The 17,960-nt window shown below is 54.8% G+C and carries 16 protein-coding genes; 8 read left to right on the forward strand and 8 right to left on the reverse strand.

Annotated elements, in window-relative coordinates:
* The first annotated feature begins 254 nt into the window (after nt 1-254).
* A complete protein-coding gene (locus ACL2XP_RS25545; protein ID WP_413736229.1) occupies nt 255-1,502 on the forward strand; it encodes an ATP-binding protein in 1,248 nt (415 codons plus the stop codon).
* A gap of 27 nt (nt 1,503-1,529) precedes the next feature.
* Here ACL2XP_RS25545 and ACL2XP_RS25550 read toward each other — a convergent pair whose 3' ends face one another.
* Nucleotides 1,530-2,735 carry an NAD(P)/FAD-dependent oxidoreductase gene (locus tag ACL2XP_RS25550; protein ID WP_413736230.1) on the reverse strand — a complete coding sequence of 402 codons (1,206 nt, stop codon included), beginning with the start codon at nt 2,733-2,735 and terminating at the stop codon, nt 1,530-1,532.
* Between the two features lie 283 nt (nt 2,736-3,018).
* Between ACL2XP_RS25550 and pitA the strand changes: the two genes are divergently transcribed.
* Nucleotides 3,019-4,524: an inorganic phosphate transporter PitA gene (gene pitA / locus ACL2XP_RS25555; RefSeq protein ID WP_413736231.1), complete on the forward strand. Its 1,506-nt coding sequence runs from the start codon at nt 3,019-3,021 to the stop codon at nt 4,522-4,524.
* Nucleotides 4,525-4,579: 55 nt separating this feature from the next.
* Here the strand turns inward: pitA and uspB are convergent, their stop codons facing one another.
* Nucleotides 4,580-4,915 carry a universal stress protein UspB gene (gene uspB, locus ACL2XP_RS25560; protein WP_413736232.1) on the reverse strand — a complete coding sequence of 112 codons (336 nt, stop codon included), beginning with the start codon at nt 4,913-4,915 and terminating at the stop codon, nt 4,580-4,582.
* 578 nt (nt 4,916-5,493) lie between these two features.
* Between uspB and uspA the strand changes: the two genes are divergently transcribed.
* On the forward strand, nt 5,494-5,937 hold the full coding sequence (uspA, locus tag ACL2XP_RS25565; RefSeq protein ID WP_413736233.1) for a universal stress protein UspA: 444 nt from the start codon (nt 5,494-5,496) through the stop codon (nt 5,935-5,937).
* Between the two features lie 77 nt (nt 5,938-6,014).
* Here uspA and rsmJ read toward each other — a convergent pair whose 3' ends face one another.
* Together rsmJ and prlC are read right to left on the reverse strand one after the other, a co-directional pair.
* Complete coding sequence (gene rsmJ / locus ACL2XP_RS25570) at nt 6,015-6,785, reverse strand: 16S rRNA (guanine(1516)-N(2))-methyltransferase RsmJ (RefSeq protein WP_413736234.1); 771 nt, start codon at nt 6,783-6,785, stop codon at nt 6,015-6,017.
* Nucleotides 6,785-8,827, reverse strand: a complete 2,043-nt coding sequence (gene prlC / locus ACL2XP_RS25575; protein WP_413736235.1) for an oligopeptidase A — start codon at nt 8,825-8,827, stop codon at nt 6,785-6,787. Before prlC ends, rsmJ begins: the two co-directional genes overlap by 1 nt.
* A 317-nt stretch (nt 8,828-9,144) precedes the next feature.
* On the opposite strand from prlC, the gene ACL2XP_RS25580 reads away from it, so the two are divergent.
* Together ACL2XP_RS25580 and ACL2XP_RS25585 are read left to right on the forward strand one after the other, a co-directional pair.
* Nucleotides 9,145-9,567, forward strand: coding sequence for a DoxX family protein (locus ACL2XP_RS25580; RefSeq protein ID WP_413736236.1), 423 nt, complete (start codon nt 9,145-9,147; stop codon nt 9,565-9,567).
* A gap of 181 nt (nt 9,568-9,748) precedes the next feature.
* Nucleotides 9,749-10,225, forward strand: a complete 477-nt coding sequence (locus tag ACL2XP_RS25585) for a helix-turn-helix domain-containing protein (protein ID WP_413736237.1) — start codon at nt 9,749-9,751, stop codon at nt 10,223-10,225.
* Between the two features lie 16 nt (nt 10,226-10,241).
* Here the strand turns inward: ACL2XP_RS25585 and ACL2XP_RS25590 are convergent, their stop codons facing one another.
* Entirely contained in the window at nt 10,242-11,273 is a 1,032-nt protein-coding gene (locus ACL2XP_RS25590; RefSeq protein ID WP_413736238.1) for a pyridoxal-phosphate dependent enzyme, read from the reverse strand.
* A gap of 423 nt (nt 11,274-11,696) precedes the next feature.
* On the opposite strand from ACL2XP_RS25590, the gene ACL2XP_RS25595 reads away from it, so the two are divergent.
* From ACL2XP_RS25595 to gorA, 3 genes are all read left to right on the forward strand, one after another.
* The gene (locus tag ACL2XP_RS25595) at nt 11,697-12,146 is read left to right on the forward strand and encodes an RcnB family protein (RefSeq protein WP_413736239.1); all 450 of its coding nucleotides are present in this window, start codon (nt 11,697-11,699) and stop codon (nt 12,144-12,146) included.
* A 420-nt stretch (nt 12,147-12,566) separates the two neighbouring features.
* Nucleotides 12,567-13,409: a 23S rRNA (adenine(2030)-N(6))-methyltransferase RlmJ gene (locus tag ACL2XP_RS25600; protein ID WP_413736240.1), complete on the forward strand. Its 843-nt coding sequence runs from the start codon at nt 12,567-12,569 to the stop codon at nt 13,407-13,409.
* A 134-nt stretch (nt 13,410-13,543) separates the two neighbouring features.
* Entirely contained in the window at nt 13,544-14,896 is a 1,353-nt protein-coding gene (gene gorA, locus ACL2XP_RS25605) for a glutathione-disulfide reductase (protein WP_413736241.1), read from the forward strand.
* 79 nt (nt 14,897-14,975) lie between these two features.
* Here the strand turns inward: gorA and ACL2XP_RS25610 are convergent, their stop codons facing one another.
* From ACL2XP_RS25610 to ACL2XP_RS25620, 3 genes are read right to left on the reverse strand one after another with little or no spacing between them, the layout of a single operon-like run.
* Nucleotides 14,976-16,256, reverse strand: coding sequence for a toll/interleukin-1 receptor domain-containing protein (locus ACL2XP_RS25610; protein ID WP_413736242.1), 1,281 nt, complete (start codon nt 16,254-16,256; stop codon nt 14,976-14,978).
* A gap of 57 nt (nt 16,257-16,313) precedes the next feature.
* On the reverse strand, nt 16,314-17,288 hold the full coding sequence (locus ACL2XP_RS25615) for a hypothetical protein (protein WP_413736243.1): 975 nt from the start codon (nt 17,286-17,288) through the stop codon (nt 16,314-16,316).
* Nucleotides 17,289-17,293: 5 nt separating this feature from the next.
* Nucleotides 17,294-17,887, reverse strand: coding sequence for a hypothetical protein (locus ACL2XP_RS25620; RefSeq protein ID WP_413736244.1), 594 nt, complete (start codon nt 17,885-17,887; stop codon nt 17,294-17,296).
* Nucleotides 17,888-17,960 lie beyond the last annotated feature (73 nt).

Here is a 17,960-nt window from a genome sequence, read left to right on the forward strand (position 1 = left end):
TTATGTCAGGTTTATATGCTGCTCATTAGCCGCCGTGCCAGTGCGGCTTCCTGGCGAAAAGCTAAACGGTGCGGACCCGGCGCCGATGGGCTGATTTACGCTCTTTTCGACGGATGATCCCAAAGCCAACCGACAATCAGGCAGAGACCTAACCAGCAATTGGACGGAGCTGTAACCAGCAATTGGACGCTATGCTAACCAGCAATTGGACGTTATACTAACCAGCAATTGGACGATAACAATATGGGCCTGGCATGACCGATATCACAACATTGCACCCACGTTTAATAACGCCACACATTCAGGCCGCCTTAAAAGATACCCCCGCTGTTTGCCTGCTCGGACCCCGCCAAGTGGGCAAAACCACCCTGGCGCAAGGGCTCGATCCCACCAGGGCTTATATCTCATTAGATGATGTCATCTTGCTAAATGCGGTCAAGCAAGATCCAACGGGGTTTGTCCAAGGGCTACCCGAACGCGTGACTTTGGATGAGGTGCAGCGAGCCCCCGAGCTGATGCCCGCGCTTAAAGCATCCATCGACGCTAATCGTCAACCGGGGCGTTTTATTCTTACCGGTTCGGCTAATCTTCTGCTGTTGCCCGGCGTACAGGAATCGTTGGCAGGGCGTGTTGAAGTCATTTATCTGCAACCCTTATCGGAACAAGAAAAACACCATGCCAAAAAGTGTTTACTGCAAAGGCTGCTCGAAGGGAATATTGCGGTTGAAATCCGGGGCGGGCAGCAAGCGATCGCCGGCGTAGCAGAAGCAGTGATTGAAGGAGGATATCCAGAGCCTAACACCCGCTCGCCGGAGCGTGCCAGGCAATGGCATAAACAGTATATCAATGCGATCATTCAGCGGGATGTCAAAGATATTGCGAACATTCGGGACGACAATGAATTACGCCGCCTCATTGAGCTGTTCGCATTGCGTACCGGCAGCCTGCTTAATCTAAGCGGCCTGGCAAAAGATCTAGGTTTGCAACGGGAAACCGTCGATAAATATCTTACCATCCTTGAGCGCCTGTTTTTGGTCAGGCGCCTACCGGCCTGGCACAAAAATTATGCCAAGCGGCTAATAAAAACGCCAAAAATCCATATCATCGATTCTGGTTTAGCCAGCGCACTTTGCCACCTGAAGGTCAGCGATTGGCAGGGTTTAAGCAATGAATTCGGCGGGCCGCTGGAAAGCTTTGTCATACAGCAGTTGATCTGCCAGGCGGGATGGGTTGATAGCGAACTGCATTTCTCCCACTATCGGGACAAAGACCAGCTTGAAGTGGATTTAGTCATCGAGCAGGGATGCTATATATGGGGGGTCGAAGTCAAAAAGGCGGCCAGTATCCAGGTAAAAGATGGCGCGGGGCTGGCCCATCTGGCGAACCAGGCTGGCAATGCCTGGCGCGGCGGCATCCTGCTTTATACCGGTAATAATTGCCTGCCGCTGAAAAATGTCCCTAACGGATTCGCGGTCCCGATGGATGCGCTTTGGCATGATTGAAGTAATCGCGGTATATCCTGGGGAAGCCTATTTAGCGGATACGGTCGTTCCCAGAGCCTGCGCGCAGGCCCAGGCCGAGCTCCAGGCCCACTGGAAGTTATATCCCCCCAGCCAGCCGATCACGTCCACCACCTCACCGATAAAATAAAGTCCCGGCACCTCGCGGCTCTCCATGGTTTTGGAGGATAAATAGCGGGTATCGACGCCGCCCTGGGTCACCTCGGCGGTGCGATAGCCTTCCGTGCCGTTGGGCTGCACGCGCCAGTGCTGCAGGCCCATCACCCAGTCGGTTTGCTGGCGGCGGGTTAGCTGCTTTAACGTACATTCCGGGATTTCCAGCAGGGCAAACCAAATCTCGACAACGCGCCGCGGCAGCAGCTTCGCCAGGGTATTTTTCAGGCTTTGACTAGGATGGGCCTGCTGCTCCGCGGCCAGAAACGCCGCTAAATCCACGTCGGGCAACAAGTTGACCGTCAGAAATTCGCCGCTTTGCCAGAAGCTGGAAATTTGCAGCATGGCGGGTCCGGATAAACCGCGGTGGGTGAACAGCAGATTCTCGCGGAAAGTAACGCCGTTTTCCGCGCTGACCAGGGAGGGAACCCCGATGCCCGACAGGACGCTTAGCTGCTCCAGCAAGGGTTTATGTAATGTAAAAGGCACTAATGCCGCACGAGTGGGGATCACCGGCAGGCCGAACTGCTGGGCGACTTTATAGCCAAAAGGCGTGGCGCCCAGGCCGGGCATCGACAGGCCGCCGGTGGCGATCACCAGCGCCGCCGTTTTAATCTCGCCCGTGGACAGAGTGAGAGTAAAAACGTCGCTTTGTTTCTCAACGGCGCTCACGTCGCTGCGCAGGCGTATCGTGACCCGGCCTTGCTGGCACTCCTTGAGCAGCAGATCCACGACCTGCTGCGCCGAGTCGTCGCAAAACAGCTGCCCCAGGACTTTTTCATGGTAGGCGATATTATGGCGCTGCATCAGCGCGATAAAATCCCACTGCGTATAGCGCGATAAGGCGGATTTGCAAAAATGCGGATTTTGCGAGAGAAAGGCCGCCGGTTCGACGTAGAGATTGGTAAAATTGCAGCGGCCGCCGCCGGACATTAAAATCTTGCGGCCCGGTTTTTTGCCATTATCCAGCAGCAATACCCTGCGCCCCAGCTGCCCGGCCTGGGCGGCGCAAAACATGCCGGCGGCGCCCGCGCCTATGACCACCACATCAAACTGTTCCACTATGCTCTCTCTGCTTAATCAATAGGACGGGTAATTACCCATCCGCCGGTCGGCGGGCCCACTTGCGGGGGCTGATTGTAATGGCCTCCGGCGGGTTATGCCAACGTAACAGGATGATAAAATGAGTAAATAGAGTTATCAATATGATTTAAAAGGCTAAAGTAGCCAAATCAAAAGTCAATGCGCAGAAAAATGTCATAAAAAGGTCATATTTCTCTTTTCCACCGGCCCCATTGTCGCAGATAATGCGCCCCGTTCATGTCCAATCTATGGCGTAACCTTTATGCTACATCTATTTACCGGCCTGGAGTTTCATACCGGTGTTATGTTGGTGCTCGCATTAATTTTTGTATTGGTTTATGAGGCTATAAACGGCTTTCATGATACAGCCAATGCGGTAGCAACCGTAATTTATACCCGCGCCCTGCGCTCCCAATTGGCGGTCGGCATGTCGGGGATCTTCAATTTCCTCGGGGTCCTGCTGGGCGGTTTGAGCGTGGCGTATGCCATCGTTCATTTATTGCCGGTTAATCTGCTATTGAACGTCAGCTCCACCCATGGCCTGGCGATGATGTTCTCCATGCTGTTGGCGGCCATCATCTGGAATCTGGGCACCTGGTACTTCGGCTTGCCGGCTTCCAGCTCCCATACCCTGATTGGCGCTATCATCGGCATCGGCCTGACCAACGCCATGGTCACCGACTCGTCGGTGCTGGATGCGCTGAATATCCCGAAGCTGATTGAAATCTTCTTATCGTTGATTATCTCTCCGCTCGTAGGGATGGCACTGGCCGGCGGCCTGGTTTTTTTGCTGCGCCGTTACTGGAGCGGCACCCCCAAACGTCGCCGCATCCACCTGACGCCGGCGGAACGGGAAAAAAAAGACGGCAAGCGCAAACCGCCGTTCTGGACGCGAACCGCGCTGATCCTTTCCGCAGCCGGGGTCAGTTTTGCCCACGGCGCCAATGACGGGCAAAAGGGCATCGGCTTAATCATGCTGGTGCTGATAGGCGTGGCGCCCGCCGGATTCGTGGTCAATATGAACTCCACCGGCTATGACATCGCCCGCACGCGGGATGCCGTCAGCAATTTGCAGCAATATTACCTGCAACACCAGGCGGCGTTGCCGCAGGTGGTAGACGCCGAGCCGCCGGCCATCCCGGCGCCCGAAACCAACGTCGCCCCGTCCGCGCCGGTTGAGTTCCACTGCGATAGCTCCCGGGCGCTAATCGCCATCAATCGCACCCTGGCGCTATTGGAAAATCTGCAAAGCTACGATGGCCTGACGCCCTTTGAACGCTCTCACGTGCGCCGGCTGTTGATGTGTATCGCCGATACGGCGGACCGGGTGGTTAAGCTGCCGCAGACCTCCAGCGAAGATAAGCGGTTTATGGGCAATCTGCGCAAAGATCTGCTGGCGACCGTCGAATACGCGCCGCTGTGGATTATCGTGGCGGTGGCGCTGGCGTTATCGCTGGGCACCATGATTGGCTGGCGGCGCGTGGCCACCACCATCGGCGAGAAAATTGGAAAAAAGGGCATGACCTATGCGCAGGGTCTGTCGGCGCAAATGACCGCCGCGGTGTCCATCGGCGCCGCCAGTTATACCGGCATGCCGGTATCCACTACCCACGTATTGTCCTCGGCGGTGGCCGGCACCATGCTGGTGGACGGTGGCGGTGTACAAAGCAAGACAGTGCAAAATATTTTGCTGGCATGGGTGCTTACCCTGCCGGTGGCTATCGTGCTGTCAGGCGGCCTGTATTGGCTGGCGCTAAAATTAATCTGAACGTCAGCAAAAAACGGTATCGGGGCGGCCTGCGGGTCGCCTTTTTTTATTGCGCTTAATGCCAGATCGCTAATGCGATAAGGCTGACCATAATCAATCCGCACAATGCGCTGGTAAGCATAAACTGTCCACGGACCCGCTCGCAGCGCCGGATAAATTCAGGATCGTGGTGATCGAGATAACGTTGGGCAACGATATAGCGAACTAACCGCAGTTGCTTGCTCGGCTGGCCGTGCGCGGTAAAAAACCCCCCGCCGTCCACGTATTGATAAAGCAACGGATCGCAGCCCCGCAGCACCACTAATAATGCCCGTAACGATGAGTAGTAACGCGCCATGTTGACGACACAAACGACACATAAAGCCCAGAACAGCGCAACGGTGTTGATCATAAACCCCCCCCGGCGACGCGATCCCCCACTGAACCCTTGATAACCATGGCCTTCAGTGATTTACGCGCGATAGCAACTAACCACAGAGCTGATTAAGCCCACCCCAAGAATTGATATTACCGAGAATGGATCGACGGTCTAAAAAACGTTCTAACCTTACAATAATGAGTGTAGAAAAGGTTTGTCAAAAGAAAGCAACCGAAGCGACATAAATTATAGATTTATAGCAAATTTCTTTATCACGTGGTAAATCCGCCCAAAAACAGGCCGCGAGACGGGATAAACCCCGGCACAATAGTGCCGGGACCGCCTTCATAAGACGCTATACTAAAAGTAGTACCTTGAATAATTAATAATTTTTACTCTACTCTGGTTGTCGATACTGATATTGTTTTACCGATATTGATGTGTCAGGGGCGGCGGTATGAACCGGTTGCCGGGCATCGTAAGGTTTGGTGTGATCCCGGCATCACTTCTTTGGTGCCACAGAGTGATAAACTCATAGCGTCACAGACATGCCGGATGGCTTACCCGCGTCGCGACGAGTTAACGAGTGACATTTTGCAAGGAGTCTACTTATGTCTTATAAACACATCCTCATCGCCGTTGACCTTTCACCGGAAAGTAATGTGTTGGTGGAAAAAGCAGTGTCAATGGCCAGGCCGTACAATGCAAAGATTTCACTGATTCATGTTGACGTCAATTACTCCGATCTTTATACCGGTTTGATAGATGTCAATCTGGGGGATATGCAAAAACGCATCTCCGAAGAAACCCAAAACGCAATGACGCAGCTGTCGCAGAACGCCAATTATCCGATTACCGAAATCCTCAGCGGTAGCGGTGACCTGGGACAGGTATTGGTGGATGCGATCAACAAATATGATGTTGATTTGGTGCTGTGCGGCCATCATCAGGACTTCTGGAGCAAATTGATGTCATCGGCCCGCCAGCTGATCAACACCGTCCATGTCGATATGCTGATTGTACCGCTCAATGACGAAGAAGTTTACGAAGACTAACGCCGGATACTACGTTCCGCCCTGCGGGACGGAGCGTAGTTTGCCGCGACGGTTCCCCCCGCCCGACCTATACCGTATCAATCACTGACCGGCATGGAAAGCGGCGTATAGATATCGAAACGGTGATTTTTGGTCGTAATATGGGCCTGAGCGGCGATTCCTCCCAGCGGAGGCGCATAGTCGGGCCGTTTGACCACGATACGCCGGGTCGCCAACGCCCGGGCGGGGGCCAGCAGATTGTCCGCGTCCTCGTCGGCGCCCACCAGCGATTGAAACACCCGCATCTCTTTTTTAACCAGCGCGCTCTTTTGCCGGTGCGGAAACATGGGGTCGAGATAGACCACGTCCGGACGCGGCTGTAGCCCGGTTAAGCCGGTCAGGCTGGAGGCATGCACCAGCGTCAGGCGATCGAGCAGCCACGGCCCCACCTCGGGGTCGGCATAGGCGCGCCGCAGTCCGTCATCCAGCAACGCCGCCACCACCGGATGACGCTCGAACATGCGCACCCGGCAGCCCAGGGACGCCAATACGAAGGCATCGCGCCCCAGCCCCGCCGTAGCGTCCACCACTTCCGGCGGCGTATGGCCTTTTATGCCCACCGCTTTGGCAATGGCCTCGCCCCGCCCGCCGCCGAAACGGCGGCGATGCGCCATCACGCCGCCGGTGAAATCGACAAAAATGGCGCCCAGCTTTGGTTCATCCCGTTTACGCAGCTCCAGGCGCGCCGTGGTCATCATCAATTCCATTACCGCCAGCGGATCGTTGGCCAGGCCCCAGCGGGCCGCCAGGGCGTCCAGGAGAGCCGGGTCGACCCCCGGCTCGCAGCTCAGGCATAATGGACCCGCCACTATCCCCGGATGCCGTAATGGCGCAGCATGGCATCGAGCTGCGGCTCGCGCCCGCGGAAGCGGGTAAACAGCACCATAGGTTCTTCGGAACCGCCGCGCGAAAGAATATTGTCCAGGAACGACAGGCCGGTTTCGCGATTGAAAATGCCTTCTTCTTCAAAACGCGACCAGGCATCCGCCGCCAGCACATCCGCCCACAGATAGCTGTAGTACCCCGCCGCATAGCCGCCGGCGAAGATATGGCTGAAGGCATGGGGAAAGCGGCTCCATTCCACCGCCGGCATCACCGCCACCTGCTGTTTCACTTCCGCCAGGGTTTGCAAAATACGCGCCCCCTGCCCGGCATCATATTCATAATGCATGCGGAAATCGAACAGGCCGAATTCCAGCTGGCGCAAAATAAACAGGGCGGCCTGGTAATTCTTGGCGGCCAGAAGTTTGTCCAGCATCCCTTTCGGCAACGGTTCCTGCGTTTCATAGTGGCCGGAAATAAAGGCCAGCGCTTCCGGCTGCCAGCAGAAATTTTCCATAAACTGGCTGGGCAGTTCCACCGCGTCCCATGGCACGCCGCTGATGCCCGCCACTCCCGGGGTATCGACGCGGGTTAACATATGATGCAGGCCGTGGCCGAATTCATGGAACAGGGTCGTGACTTCATCGTGGGTAAATAACGCCGGCTTGCCGCTGACCGGACGATTGAAATTACAGGTCAGGTAGGCCACCGGTTTTTGCAATTCGCCGTCGGCCTTACGCAACATGCCTACGCAATCATCCATCCAGGCGCCGCCGCGTTTGTTTTCACGGGCGAATAAATCCAGATAAAAACTGCCGCGCAGCTCGCCCCGGTCGTCGAACAGATCAAAAAAACGCACTTCGGGATGCCAGGTATCGACATCTTTGCGTTCGGCGGCGGTGATGCCGTAAATCCGCTTCACCACCTCAAACAGGCCGTTAATCACGCGCTGCTCGGGGAAATAAGGGCGCAGCTGTTCGTCGCTGATGGCGTATAGATGCTGTTTTTGTTTTTCGCTGTAATAAGAGATATCCCATGGGTTTAAATCGTCACGTCCATGGTGTTTAGCCGCGAAAGCGCGCAGTTGCTCCAGCTCCTGCTCCCCCTGCGGGCGGGCGCGTTTGGCCAGATCGGTGAGGAAATCCAGCACCTGTTGCGGATTTTGCGCCATTTTGGTGGCCAGGGATTTATCGGCATAACTATCAAACCCCAGCAATCGGGCGAATTCATGGCGCAGCGCTAAAATTTCGCCCATGATCGGCCCATTGTCCCACTTACCGGCGTTGGGGCCCTGATCGGAAGCGCGGGTCAGATAAGCGCGATATAGCTCTTCGCGCAGGGCCGCGTTATCGCAATAGGTCATCACCGGCAGATAGCTGGGGATATCCAGGGTCAGCAGCCAGCCGTCCTGCTCCTTGGCCTCAGCCTGCGCACGGGCCGCTGCCAGCGCGCTTTCAGGCATGCCGCTCAGTTCATTCACGTCGGTAACCAGCTTGCTCCAGCCCATGGTGGCGTCCAGCACGTTATTGCTATATGCCGACCCCAATTCGGATAAGCGGGCGGCAATCTCACCGTAACGTTTCTGCTTCTCGGGAGGCAGGCCGATGCCAGACAGTTCAAAATCGCGCAGGGCGTTGTCGACGGCTTTTTTGCGCGCCACGCTCAGTCCCGCATAATGCTCTCCGTCGCGCAGATCGCGGTAGGCATCATAGAGCCCTTTATTCTGGCCGACCCAGGTGCTGTATTCCGACAGCAGCGGCAAACTTTGCTCATAGGCCTCGCGCAGTTCCGGGCTGTTTTTGACCGCGTTCAGATGGCCTACCGGCGACCAGATACGCCCCAGGCGATCGTCCACCTCCGCCAGCGGCTGGCATAAATTATCCCACGTGTAAGGGCCGGACTGGGCGACGATCCGCTCCACGGTCTGGCGACAGGCATCAAGGGCGGAGGTGACCGCCGGGACGATATGATCAGGACGAATAGCGGAAAAAGGGGGTAAGGTAAAAGAAGTCAACAACGGATTTGTCATAGCGCGGCCCTGATAAATGTTAAAGATATATTCGACTAAGATGAGGCTAACTATAGCGAAAATCAATGGCATTGGCGGATTAACGCGGGGCGGATTGCAGATACGCACCAGAAAATCCGGCGCCCACCGCCGCTTTAAGCGGGATCATTTGATCTGGCATACCCCCGGGCCGTGATATTTGGCGTTGAATAGCGCAGATATAAATGTAACGATAATCGTTCAACGTAATAAATACTAACGTAATGCATTGCCGTTCGGTCTTTAGCGATAAAGCGCGATGGCAGTCGCTTAATGTTTTGCAAATGGGATGGTGTAAAATGATCGCTGCTTTTAACCGTATGCTGGATAAACCGGATCTGGGAAAACTGATACTGCGCGTGGCCTTTGGCGGCATGATGCTGTTTCACGGCGTACATAAAATGATTTACGGTATTTCCGGCATTATCGGCAAGGTAGTTGAGCACGGGATGCCGGCGTTTGTCGGCTATGGCGTATTTATCGGCGAAGTCCTGGTCCCTATCCTGTTTATCCTCGGGATACTGGTGCGCCCCGCCGCGCTGATTTTTTGCGCCACCATGCTGTTCGCCTGGCTGGTTACCCAACCGGGGATGATCTTTACCCTGGATAAAGTCGGGGCATGGGGATTCGAGGTAATTGCCGTTTATCTGTTCGCCGGCCTGGCCATCGCCCTGCTGGGCAGCGGACGGTATAGCGTGATGTCGAACCCGAACTGGCGATAAAACCACGGCCTTGCCGGTCAGGCAACCTGGCCGGTAAGGATAGCCGGGTCTTTGGGTCCCATAAAACCACTGTCGCCTCCGCGTCATGGGCCTGTCGGCAACCTGTCGTATTGCCGTCGTGTTGATTATTTTCCGTGACGATTAAACTGACGGCTTATGGCAAACACCGGAGAGGCAACATATGCAATATCGAATCAAAGAATTACGGTTGGCAAAAGCGTGGTCGCAAGAGCAATTGGCGGAACTCGCGTCATTGAGCGTGCGCACGGTGCAGCGTATTGAAAACGGCGAGCAGGCCAGTTTGGAAACCCTGGCCGCTATCGCCTCGGCCTTTGAACTGGGCGTAACCGATCTCTACTCGGCACAGGCCGCGCCCGTGCAACAGGAACAGGCTCGCGCCATAGATGAGCGGTTGGTTAAAATCAGGAAACAGATTGCAGCCCAAGCCGATTTCTATCGCCAAATTGCCGGTTTTATCATTACCAGCGTTATTTTATTGCTGATTAACTGGCTCACCTCCCATGCGATATCCTGGTCTGGCATAGTGATTGCCATATTAGGCATATTGCTGATCAAACAGGGTGTGAACACATTTATTATCAATAACCGTATCGAAAAATGGAAAGCCAATAAAATAACCAATCTGCTTAATAAATAAAAGCGGCGGGCGATGATCAAGCATGTACCGGCGCGGTGCGTTTGAAGAAATTTTTACCTTTTTCACGATCGCTGTCGCTGCCGGCGTCGGCAAATAGCGTCACCACCGGTTCATCCTGGCCACAAGAGCGCGCCAGATGATAAGCGCTCTTCCAGTTAGCCGCCGATGACGCCCCGATGCGCACGCCGGTCAGCTGATAAAATTCAAACATGGCGCTTAGCGACTCTTCCCAACCAACATGATGGAACGGTACCTCATCCGCCGTCATGCGGGTGATAAACGGCTGGCGAAAACCAAAACCCATGCCGCCGGCGCCGGCAAATTTATCCCTGCCGTTAGGCGGCGACATGGTGCCGAACGGCATTTCCCGCGGCGTGGTGCCCTGCACCTTTAACGCCGGGTTATCCGGCGCCAGCGCCGCGTACACGCCCGATAACGTGCCGCCGGTACCCACCGCGGCCACCCAGCCGCCGGCTTTGTCCCCGTGCAGCTGTCGGCGTATCTCCTGGCCGGTCTGATGTTGATGCACCGCCACATTCACCAGATTTAAGTGTTGTGACAGCAGCATCCAGCTTGGGTCCCGCAGCGCAATTTCCTGAGCGCGGGCAATTAACCCCATCAGGAAGTGCTGGCGATCGACCAAGGTCACATCGGCCCGGGCCTCGTATAAAGCGTTAACCAGCGAATCCGGCGAAGAATCCGGGATCACCAGATGCACCGGGATATCGCACAACCTGCCCAGCATGGCCAGCGCCCGGCCCATATTGCCGCCGGAGGCATCCAACAGCTTCAACTGCCCCCGGCTGAAATCATGCCGGTTAACCGCATCGCAAAACATACCGAATGCCACCCGATCCTTAACGGAACCAAACGGATTTTCAAATTCACACTTGGCCAGTATCCTGGCGCCGCCCGCAGGGCCTGGCACCGGCATTAACGGCGTGTTACCCAAATCATGATAAAACGAGGTCAACTGGGGAAACATCGCGAGCGCCTTGGATGGATCGGGCGCAGCATCCTGGGAATTAAATAAGGTAAAATTCATCATCGCTCCTTGAAAAAGTAAAGCGTGGATTGAGGGCATTACTTCCTGGCGAAGTTAAATATGGCAAAGGAATAATTTGCATACATTTATTAAAAAACTGCATATGAAATATAATAAATATCATTATCGCTGCGCGGTCAACTTTAGTTTAATAAATATATTATTAAATAATATAGAATTAAGATTGGTTTATTTATTATTAATAAAACCAAGAGGAATTATTTAATTCATTGCAATCATCGCCCCCGCGGGATGCCCGTAAAAGAAGCCATTATTCTTAACATATGTTAAGAATGCGATAAGCCTGGTAAATCATTGTCAAATAGCGGTTTTTTTAAGATATATCTTGATTCCAACTATACCTTCTTTACCTGATAGTGTTAATCACTGGCTTACCTGAGCAGTCGCTTAACCGAGGAGTCAAAAATGAAAAAAACCACTCTGGCATTGGTCATAACCTTATTTTCAACAAGCGCCTGCCTGTCAACGTTTTCCTATGCTGACGGCCCTGGCGGTCAACAAAACCAGCAATGGCAGCCCCGGCAGGGACAGCAAGACCATGGCGGTCAGCGCGCCGAGGGCGGACCGGGCCGGCAGGATGGTCGTGGCGCCTCTGGCGGCCACAATGGGCGCGGCAACGCGCGCGCCGGCGAACGCGACCACTTTGCCTGGAACGGGCACGATTTCAGGCGCGGACATCCCGCGCCAAGGCGTTATCGCGGCGATGACTATCGTGTAAACGACTGGCGCGATCGCGGCCTGTACGAGCCGCCGCGAGGCCAGCATTGGGCCTATATTGATGGTAATTACGTTCTGATAGCGGTAGCGACAGGGGTAATAACGTCAATTATTTTAGGCAGCGTCTTACAGCATTAATCCGCCTGCGCATCGCAGCGTAAGCGCGATGCGTCAAACCCGGTTTAAGTGATACAACAGCGGCCTCCTTCGCGGAGGCCTCTTAAAAATACCCCGCCAGGCTGGCTTATTTTCCCTTCACGGCGGCGCTGGCTTCGGTTTACAGACCGAGCTTATTTATCAGCGGCCAGCGTTGGAGCAGGCACGCAACGGTTGCCCCTTGCTCCTGCCCATTCATCAATCAAGGCTTTTCACTTTTTATCCCCAAGGCGGTTTATACTACCGATCATGATATGATGCGCTTGGTTCCAAGCGCCCCGCACGTTACGTTTATAATGGGGTAGCCTGCAAGCAGCACAGCAATGACGCACAGTATACACTTTTCGGTAACTCACTGATTTTACTGTTAATAAAAACACCATCTGAAAGCGCAAACACACTATGTTAAGTTATCGCCACAGTTTTCATGCCGGTAATCACGCCGATGTGCTGAAACACACCGTTCAAAGCCTGATCCTGACGGCCATGAAGGAAAAGGATAAACCTTTCCTTTATCTCGATACCCACGCGGGTGCGGGGCGCTATTTGTTAAGCAGCGAACACGCCGGGCGTACCGGCGAGTATCTTGATGGGATCGGGAAAATCTGGCAGCGGGACGATTGCCCGGCGCTGTTGGCGCCCTATTTGACGGTAATCCGCCATTATAATCGTAGCGGCACTCTGCGTTATTATCCCGGTTCGCCGCTGATTGCCCGCCAGTTGCTGCGCGAGCACGATAAATTGCACCTGACCGAGCTGCACACCAGCGATTATCCGCTGCTGCGCGATGAGTTCCAGAAAGACGCCCGCGCCGAGGTGCTGCGCGCCGATGGCTACCATCAGTTAAAATCCCAGTTGCCGCCATTAAGCCGCCGCGCGGTGATACTGATCGATCCGCCCTATGAAATGAAAACCGACTACCAGGACGTGGTGGCCGGCATTCAGGAAGGGTATAAACGCTTCGCCACCGGCGTCTACGCCTTGTGGTATCCGGTCGTGCTGCGCCAGCATGTGAAGAAAATCCTGGCATCGCTGGAAAAAACCGGTATTCGCCGCATTATGCAAATCGAGCTGGCGGTGCGTCCGGACAGCGATCAGCGCGGCATGACCGGTTCCGGCATGATCGTTATCAACCCGCCCTGGATGCTGGAACAACAGATGGCCGAATTGCTGCCCTGGCTGCATCAGGCCCTGGTGCCTACCGGACATGGGCATACCCTGGTGCGTTGGGTGGTGCCTGAATAATCCCCGCCAGGGACGGTAGCCCGCTCAACCAGGCCGATCCTTTCGCCTATCGGAGGGATTGATGCAAACTTTGCGACAAATGCGCTTTGCGCGTTAAACTTGTGCCCATCATATTGCGTAAAGGGAACTCCCGAATGACCAGACATTACGATTATCTTGCAATCGGCGGCGGCAGCGGCGGTATTGCCTCGATTAACCGTGCGGCATCGTACGGCCAGAAATGCGCGCTTATAGAAGCCAAATACCTGGGCGGGACCTGCGTAAATGTCGGGTGCGTCCCGAAAAAAGTCATGTGGCACGCGGCGCAGATTGCCGAAGCCATTAAGCTCTATGGTCCGGATTATGGATTCGATGCCACGATTAACCGTTTCGACTGGGCCACGTTAATCAAAAGCCGCAGCGCCTATATCGACCGGATTCATCAGTCATACGAAAAAGTGCTGGGCAACAATAAAGTAGATGTTATCCAGGGCTTCGCCACCTTCGTTGATGGCCATACCGTCGAAGTCAACGGCGAGCGTATCACCGCCGATCACATTCTGATTGCCACCGGCGGCCGGCCAAGCCATATCGATATCGTCGGGGCGGAATACGGCATTGATTCCGACGGTTTTTTTGCGCTCGACGCCATGCCGCGACGGGTGGCTGTGGTCGGCGCCGGGTATATCGCGGTGGAAATCGCCGGGGTAATGAACGCCCTGGGGGCGGAAACCCATTTATTTGTGCGTAAACACGCGCCGCTGCGCACCTTTGATCCGCTGATTGTGGATACCCTGGTGGAAATCATGCAGGCGGAAGGGCCAAGCCTGCATACCGGCTCCATTCCTGAATCCATTGTGAAAAACGCCGACGGCAGCCTGACGCTGGCGCTGGAAAACGGCCAGGTATTTACCGTGGATGCGCTGATTTGGGCCATTGGCCGCGAGCCGTCCACCGATAACCTTAATCTGGCCGCGACCGGGGTGGAAACCGACAGCCGCGGGTATATCCGGGTCGATAAATATCAAAATACCAATATCCGCGGTATCTACGCCGTCGGCGACAATACCGGCGCGGTGGAATTGACGCCGGTAGCGGTGGCGGCCGGTCGCCGTCTGTCGGAGCGCCTGTTTAACAACAAGCCGGAAGAGCACCTGGATTACAATCTGATTCCCACCGTGGTGTTTAGTCATCCGCCCATCGGCACCATCGGCCTGACCGAGCCGGACGCAATTGCCAAATATGGCGATAAAGAAGTGAAGGTGTATAAGACCGCTTTTACCTCCATGTATACCGCCGTAACCGGGCACCGGCAGCCTTGCCGGATGAAACTGGTGTGTGTCGGACCGGAAGAGAAAATCGTCGGCCTGCACGGCATCGGCTTCGGTATGGATGAAATATTGCAGGGTTTCGCCGTGGCCATCAAAATGGGCGCCACCAAACGTGACTTTGATAATACCGTCGCTATCCACCCGACGGCGGCGGAAGAACTGGTGACCATGCGCTGATGCGGTAAAAACGGCTACCGCCGGATTGCGCGAAAAAAGCCAGGCCATGGACGAGTACTCCACGGCCTGGCTTTTAATATTAATGGCCGGCCGTTGCCAGGAATGTCCGGCGCTGCGTATTGCCCATACCCGCGGTGATGGCATCGACATCATTCTGGCTTAAATGCGGCAGATGCGGGGCCAGCAGTTGCGCGGCGGACAAGCGGCTATCACCGGTGCCGTTGAGGATTTTCAGCCCGTCTTCCACCGTCAGCTTTTCAGGCAGCACGCCGGCCAGCGCCTCAACCGCCCTGGCGCGGGTATTGCCGCTGGTGGCGCCCAACAATGTCGTGACGGAGTTGGTATCCTGCCCAGGCGCGAGATGCGGAGCCAGCAGCACCACGCCGCTGTACCAGGAATCCCCCGTCCCTCGCAGGATCGAGGCGAGGTCATCTCCTTTAAGTCCCGACGTCAATTGCGCCGGACTCAGTTTCCCGCTGTCCAGCAGAGGGCTCGACTGGAGAGCATTTACCCGATCGCCCGGTGATAGCTGTCGTACGCGATCTACCAACGCCCCCAGAGAATCGTCGGTTTTAGTCTCGGCGACCGGTTTTGCGGCTACCGGCCCGGCGCTGTTTTCAGCGACAGGAGCGGCTTGCGGAGCGGGAGCTTTGGGCGTTGGCGCTGCCGGCGGCGCTATCGGGGAAGTCGTCGTTTGATGGGCCGTTGGGGGGGCATCATCGCGAGACTTAAACGTGAGGGCAGCGCCGCCGACCGCCGCCAGCAAGACGACGGCGCCCAGACCGGCATAAACTTTTTTGCGGGAACCCACTGCCTGGGATGCGGTTTGCGGCGTCGCTGGCTCAACAGGGCGGGGTTTGGCCGCGGAGGGTTTTACCCGCGGCGGCGGCGTAACGCCCGCAGGGCCACCCGCGATGTCCGGTCGTCCGCTGAACGGCGGCTGGCCCAGTTGAAGCTCGCTGGCCACAATCTGGCGTTGCAGTTTGTCCGCCAGCCGATTCATCGTCTCGTCGAAATTGGCGAACAAATCGAGAAACTGGGCGTTGGTCAGGCTATACGCCAAGGCGTGTTTCGGCACCACATCTTCAATTCGCACCGGGATCACCGGTTTGTTTTTATCGCTGGCGATGGCCATTTCACGCGGAATTTCTTTCGAGTTATTGGCATGATCGCTAAATAACAGCACCATGGCCGGCGAGGCGTCCAGCGCATCGACAATGGATTTTTGGTAATCATCCCCGGGCTCGATATCCCGCGAACTTATCCAGCAGGGGATTCCGCGTTTTTCCAAATCGGCGATCATGCGATAAGCCATATCCCGATCGCGGGAGGAGTGGCTAATAAAAATGCGAGAAGGCATGTGGGTCTCTTTATTTAAGGGTCGACAGATGCCTGCATCCGCAAGCATATTCACTAATCACAGCGGCAACTGGCTTGAGCTGGTGAAAATGTACCATTTGTCCCGATCATCGAGCACAATCTCCAAAAACTGCTTCACTTCCAGACGCAAAGCGCTATCGTCGCAAAGTAACCGTTCTTTATTGGTGTGTAATCCCTGTTTAAAGTCGGCAAGCTGTAAACCCGTTTGCTGACATTGCTGTCCAATTTTTTCGTACTCCGCGGTAGAGGCAATGCCATGACAGCAAGAACCGAGGGCCGGCAGAATAGCCGATAGGGCGGACAACAGCGCGGAATGGACCAAGAAGTGGGCCAGGCAGCATACCAGCGTCAGGACAAAGCTATATTTGGCGATATTATGCAGACGATGCTGCATATAATGATTTTCGCGGGCGCGTTTCTGGTTGTATCCCACCTGGTCATCCACCAAATTTTCGAGATGTCTAAAAATATCTGTTGCCGGAGATGCGGGTAATTGCAAAACATAATCGGGAATATTGTATTTCTTAATAACGTTATCTGGTTTTAACCACGCAATGGCATCTTGATAGCGGAGAATTTCGCAAATAGTGCGATGAAGCTGCCAATTGCCTTTCCAGTTCTGAAAAAACACTTTCCCCTGCTGGTTATTTTTATTATTCATGCCGGAAAGGTAAATAGCCATGATAAAAATAATGGCCGCCAACTCCAATAATACGAAAATAAAAGCGTAGTGGTGTAATACGGACTCGGATAACAAGCCTGAAATAGGAATAACGGCGAATACTACGGCCAGAAAGCCAAGAAAGTAACTGACCAGCACTCCGCCGCGAAATAGACTGCTGTAATGGACGGATTGTTCCTCATGCCATGCCAGCTCACGCCACGGTTCTTTTAGCAGTACGGTGTCCGCCCCGGAATGGCCAATGTGATGAGAATGCTGGTTGCCCCGTTTTTTTAAAAAATACGTATGAAGCGCAAATGTTTTTTTCAACGCATTGTTCAATAAATTCATTAATTTTATACCATATCGAGGCTAATAAGCGTCCTGTCGTGGGCGGTATCACGCTGCCCTAACCGCAAGAAATAATGATATTGCTCTGCGGTCACCCACGTTTTTAACGATGTAAAATCCTGAAAAAGCGCCGTGATTTGCGCCGTGCCGCCCAATCCTCTGGGGGGCCTGCCATCCCAGGCGGAAAACAGCACATCACACTGGTTTACCAGGTAAACCCCCGCGCTTAAATACTGCATATCGCGGCCATTACCCTGTTCAATTACATCTTCTTCGGTTAACCAGGGGCAACGCGGCAGAGTGAAAACGCGCTCGGCTTTAGCCAGATGGCGATGAAATTCATCAAGGGATGCCGGGAAATCCTTGGCATAATTAGCCTGGCTCAGCGGGAGAGGGACCTGATAGGGAATAGCCAGCTGGCTGAGCGCCTCGGCAAAAATCCGGTCCGCGCCTTCAGCCAGCGGGGTCAGCCCGCGCACATGTTTATGCGTGCGTAACAGGATTTCACCATGCCGCAACATGGCGTCCAACAGCGCGGTACGAGAAGGGATCTGGCGGTGCCCGGTGATTGCCCAAATGGCCAGGCTTTCTGGTGACATACCCCATCTCCGATTGGCAAATATAAGGATTAATCTTATTCTGTTTGGCAATGTCGATAAAGCGGCGGCGGCA

Origin of the sequence: Sodalis sp. RH21, assembly GCF_047324175.1 — a bacterium.
Taxonomy (GTDB): Bacteria; Pseudomonadota; Gammaproteobacteria; order Enterobacterales; family Enterobacteriaceae; genus Acerihabitans.

Excerpts from the sequence above, each read along its gene's own strand:
- ACL2XP_RS25545 (WP_413736229.1), top strand. The coding sequence starts at position 255 with ATGACCGATATCACAACATTGCACCCACGTTTAATAACGCCACACATT.
- pitA (WP_413736231.1), top strand. The coding sequence starts at position 3,019 with ATGCTACATCTATTTACCGGCCTGGAGTTTCATACCGGTGTTATGTTG.
- uspB (WP_413736232.1), bottom strand. The coding sequence starts at position 4,915 with ATGATCAACACCGTTGCGCTGTTCTGGGCTTTATGTGTCGTTTGTGTC.
- uspA (WP_413736233.1), top strand. The coding sequence starts at position 5,494 with ATGTCTTATAAACACATCCTCATCGCCGTTGACCTTTCACCGGAAAGT.
- prlC (WP_413736235.1), bottom strand. The coding sequence starts at position 8,827 with ATGACAAATCCGTTGTTGACTTCTTTTACCTTACCCCCTTTTTCCGCT.
- ACL2XP_RS25580 (WP_413736236.1), top strand. The coding sequence starts at position 9,145 with ATGATCGCTGCTTTTAACCGTATGCTGGATAAACCGGATCTGGGAAAA.
- ACL2XP_RS25585 (WP_413736237.1), top strand. The coding sequence starts at position 9,749 with ATGCAATATCGAATCAAAGAATTACGGTTGGCAAAAGCGTGGTCGCAA.
- ACL2XP_RS25590 (WP_413736238.1), bottom strand. The coding sequence starts at position 11,273 with ATGATGAATTTTACCTTATTTAATTCCCAGGATGCTGCGCCCGATCCA.
- ACL2XP_RS25595 (WP_413736239.1), top strand. The coding sequence starts at position 11,697 with ATGAAAAAAACCACTCTGGCATTGGTCATAACCTTATTTTCAACAAGC.
- ACL2XP_RS25600 (WP_413736240.1), top strand. The coding sequence starts at position 12,567 with ATGTTAAGTTATCGCCACAGTTTTCATGCCGGTAATCACGCCGATGTG.
- gorA (WP_413736241.1), top strand. The coding sequence starts at position 13,544 with ATGACCAGACATTACGATTATCTTGCAATCGGCGGCGGCAGCGGCGGT.
- ACL2XP_RS25610 (WP_413736242.1), bottom strand. The coding sequence starts at position 16,256 with ATGCCTTCTCGCATTTTTATTAGCCACTCCTCCCGCGATCGGGATATG.
- ACL2XP_RS25615 (WP_413736243.1), bottom strand. The coding sequence starts at position 17,288 with ATGAATTTATTGAACAATGCGTTGAAAAAAACATTTGCGCTTCATACG.
- ACL2XP_RS25620 (WP_413736244.1), bottom strand. The coding sequence starts at position 17,887 with ATGTCACCAGAAAGCCTGGCCATTTGGGCAATCACCGGGCACCGCCAG.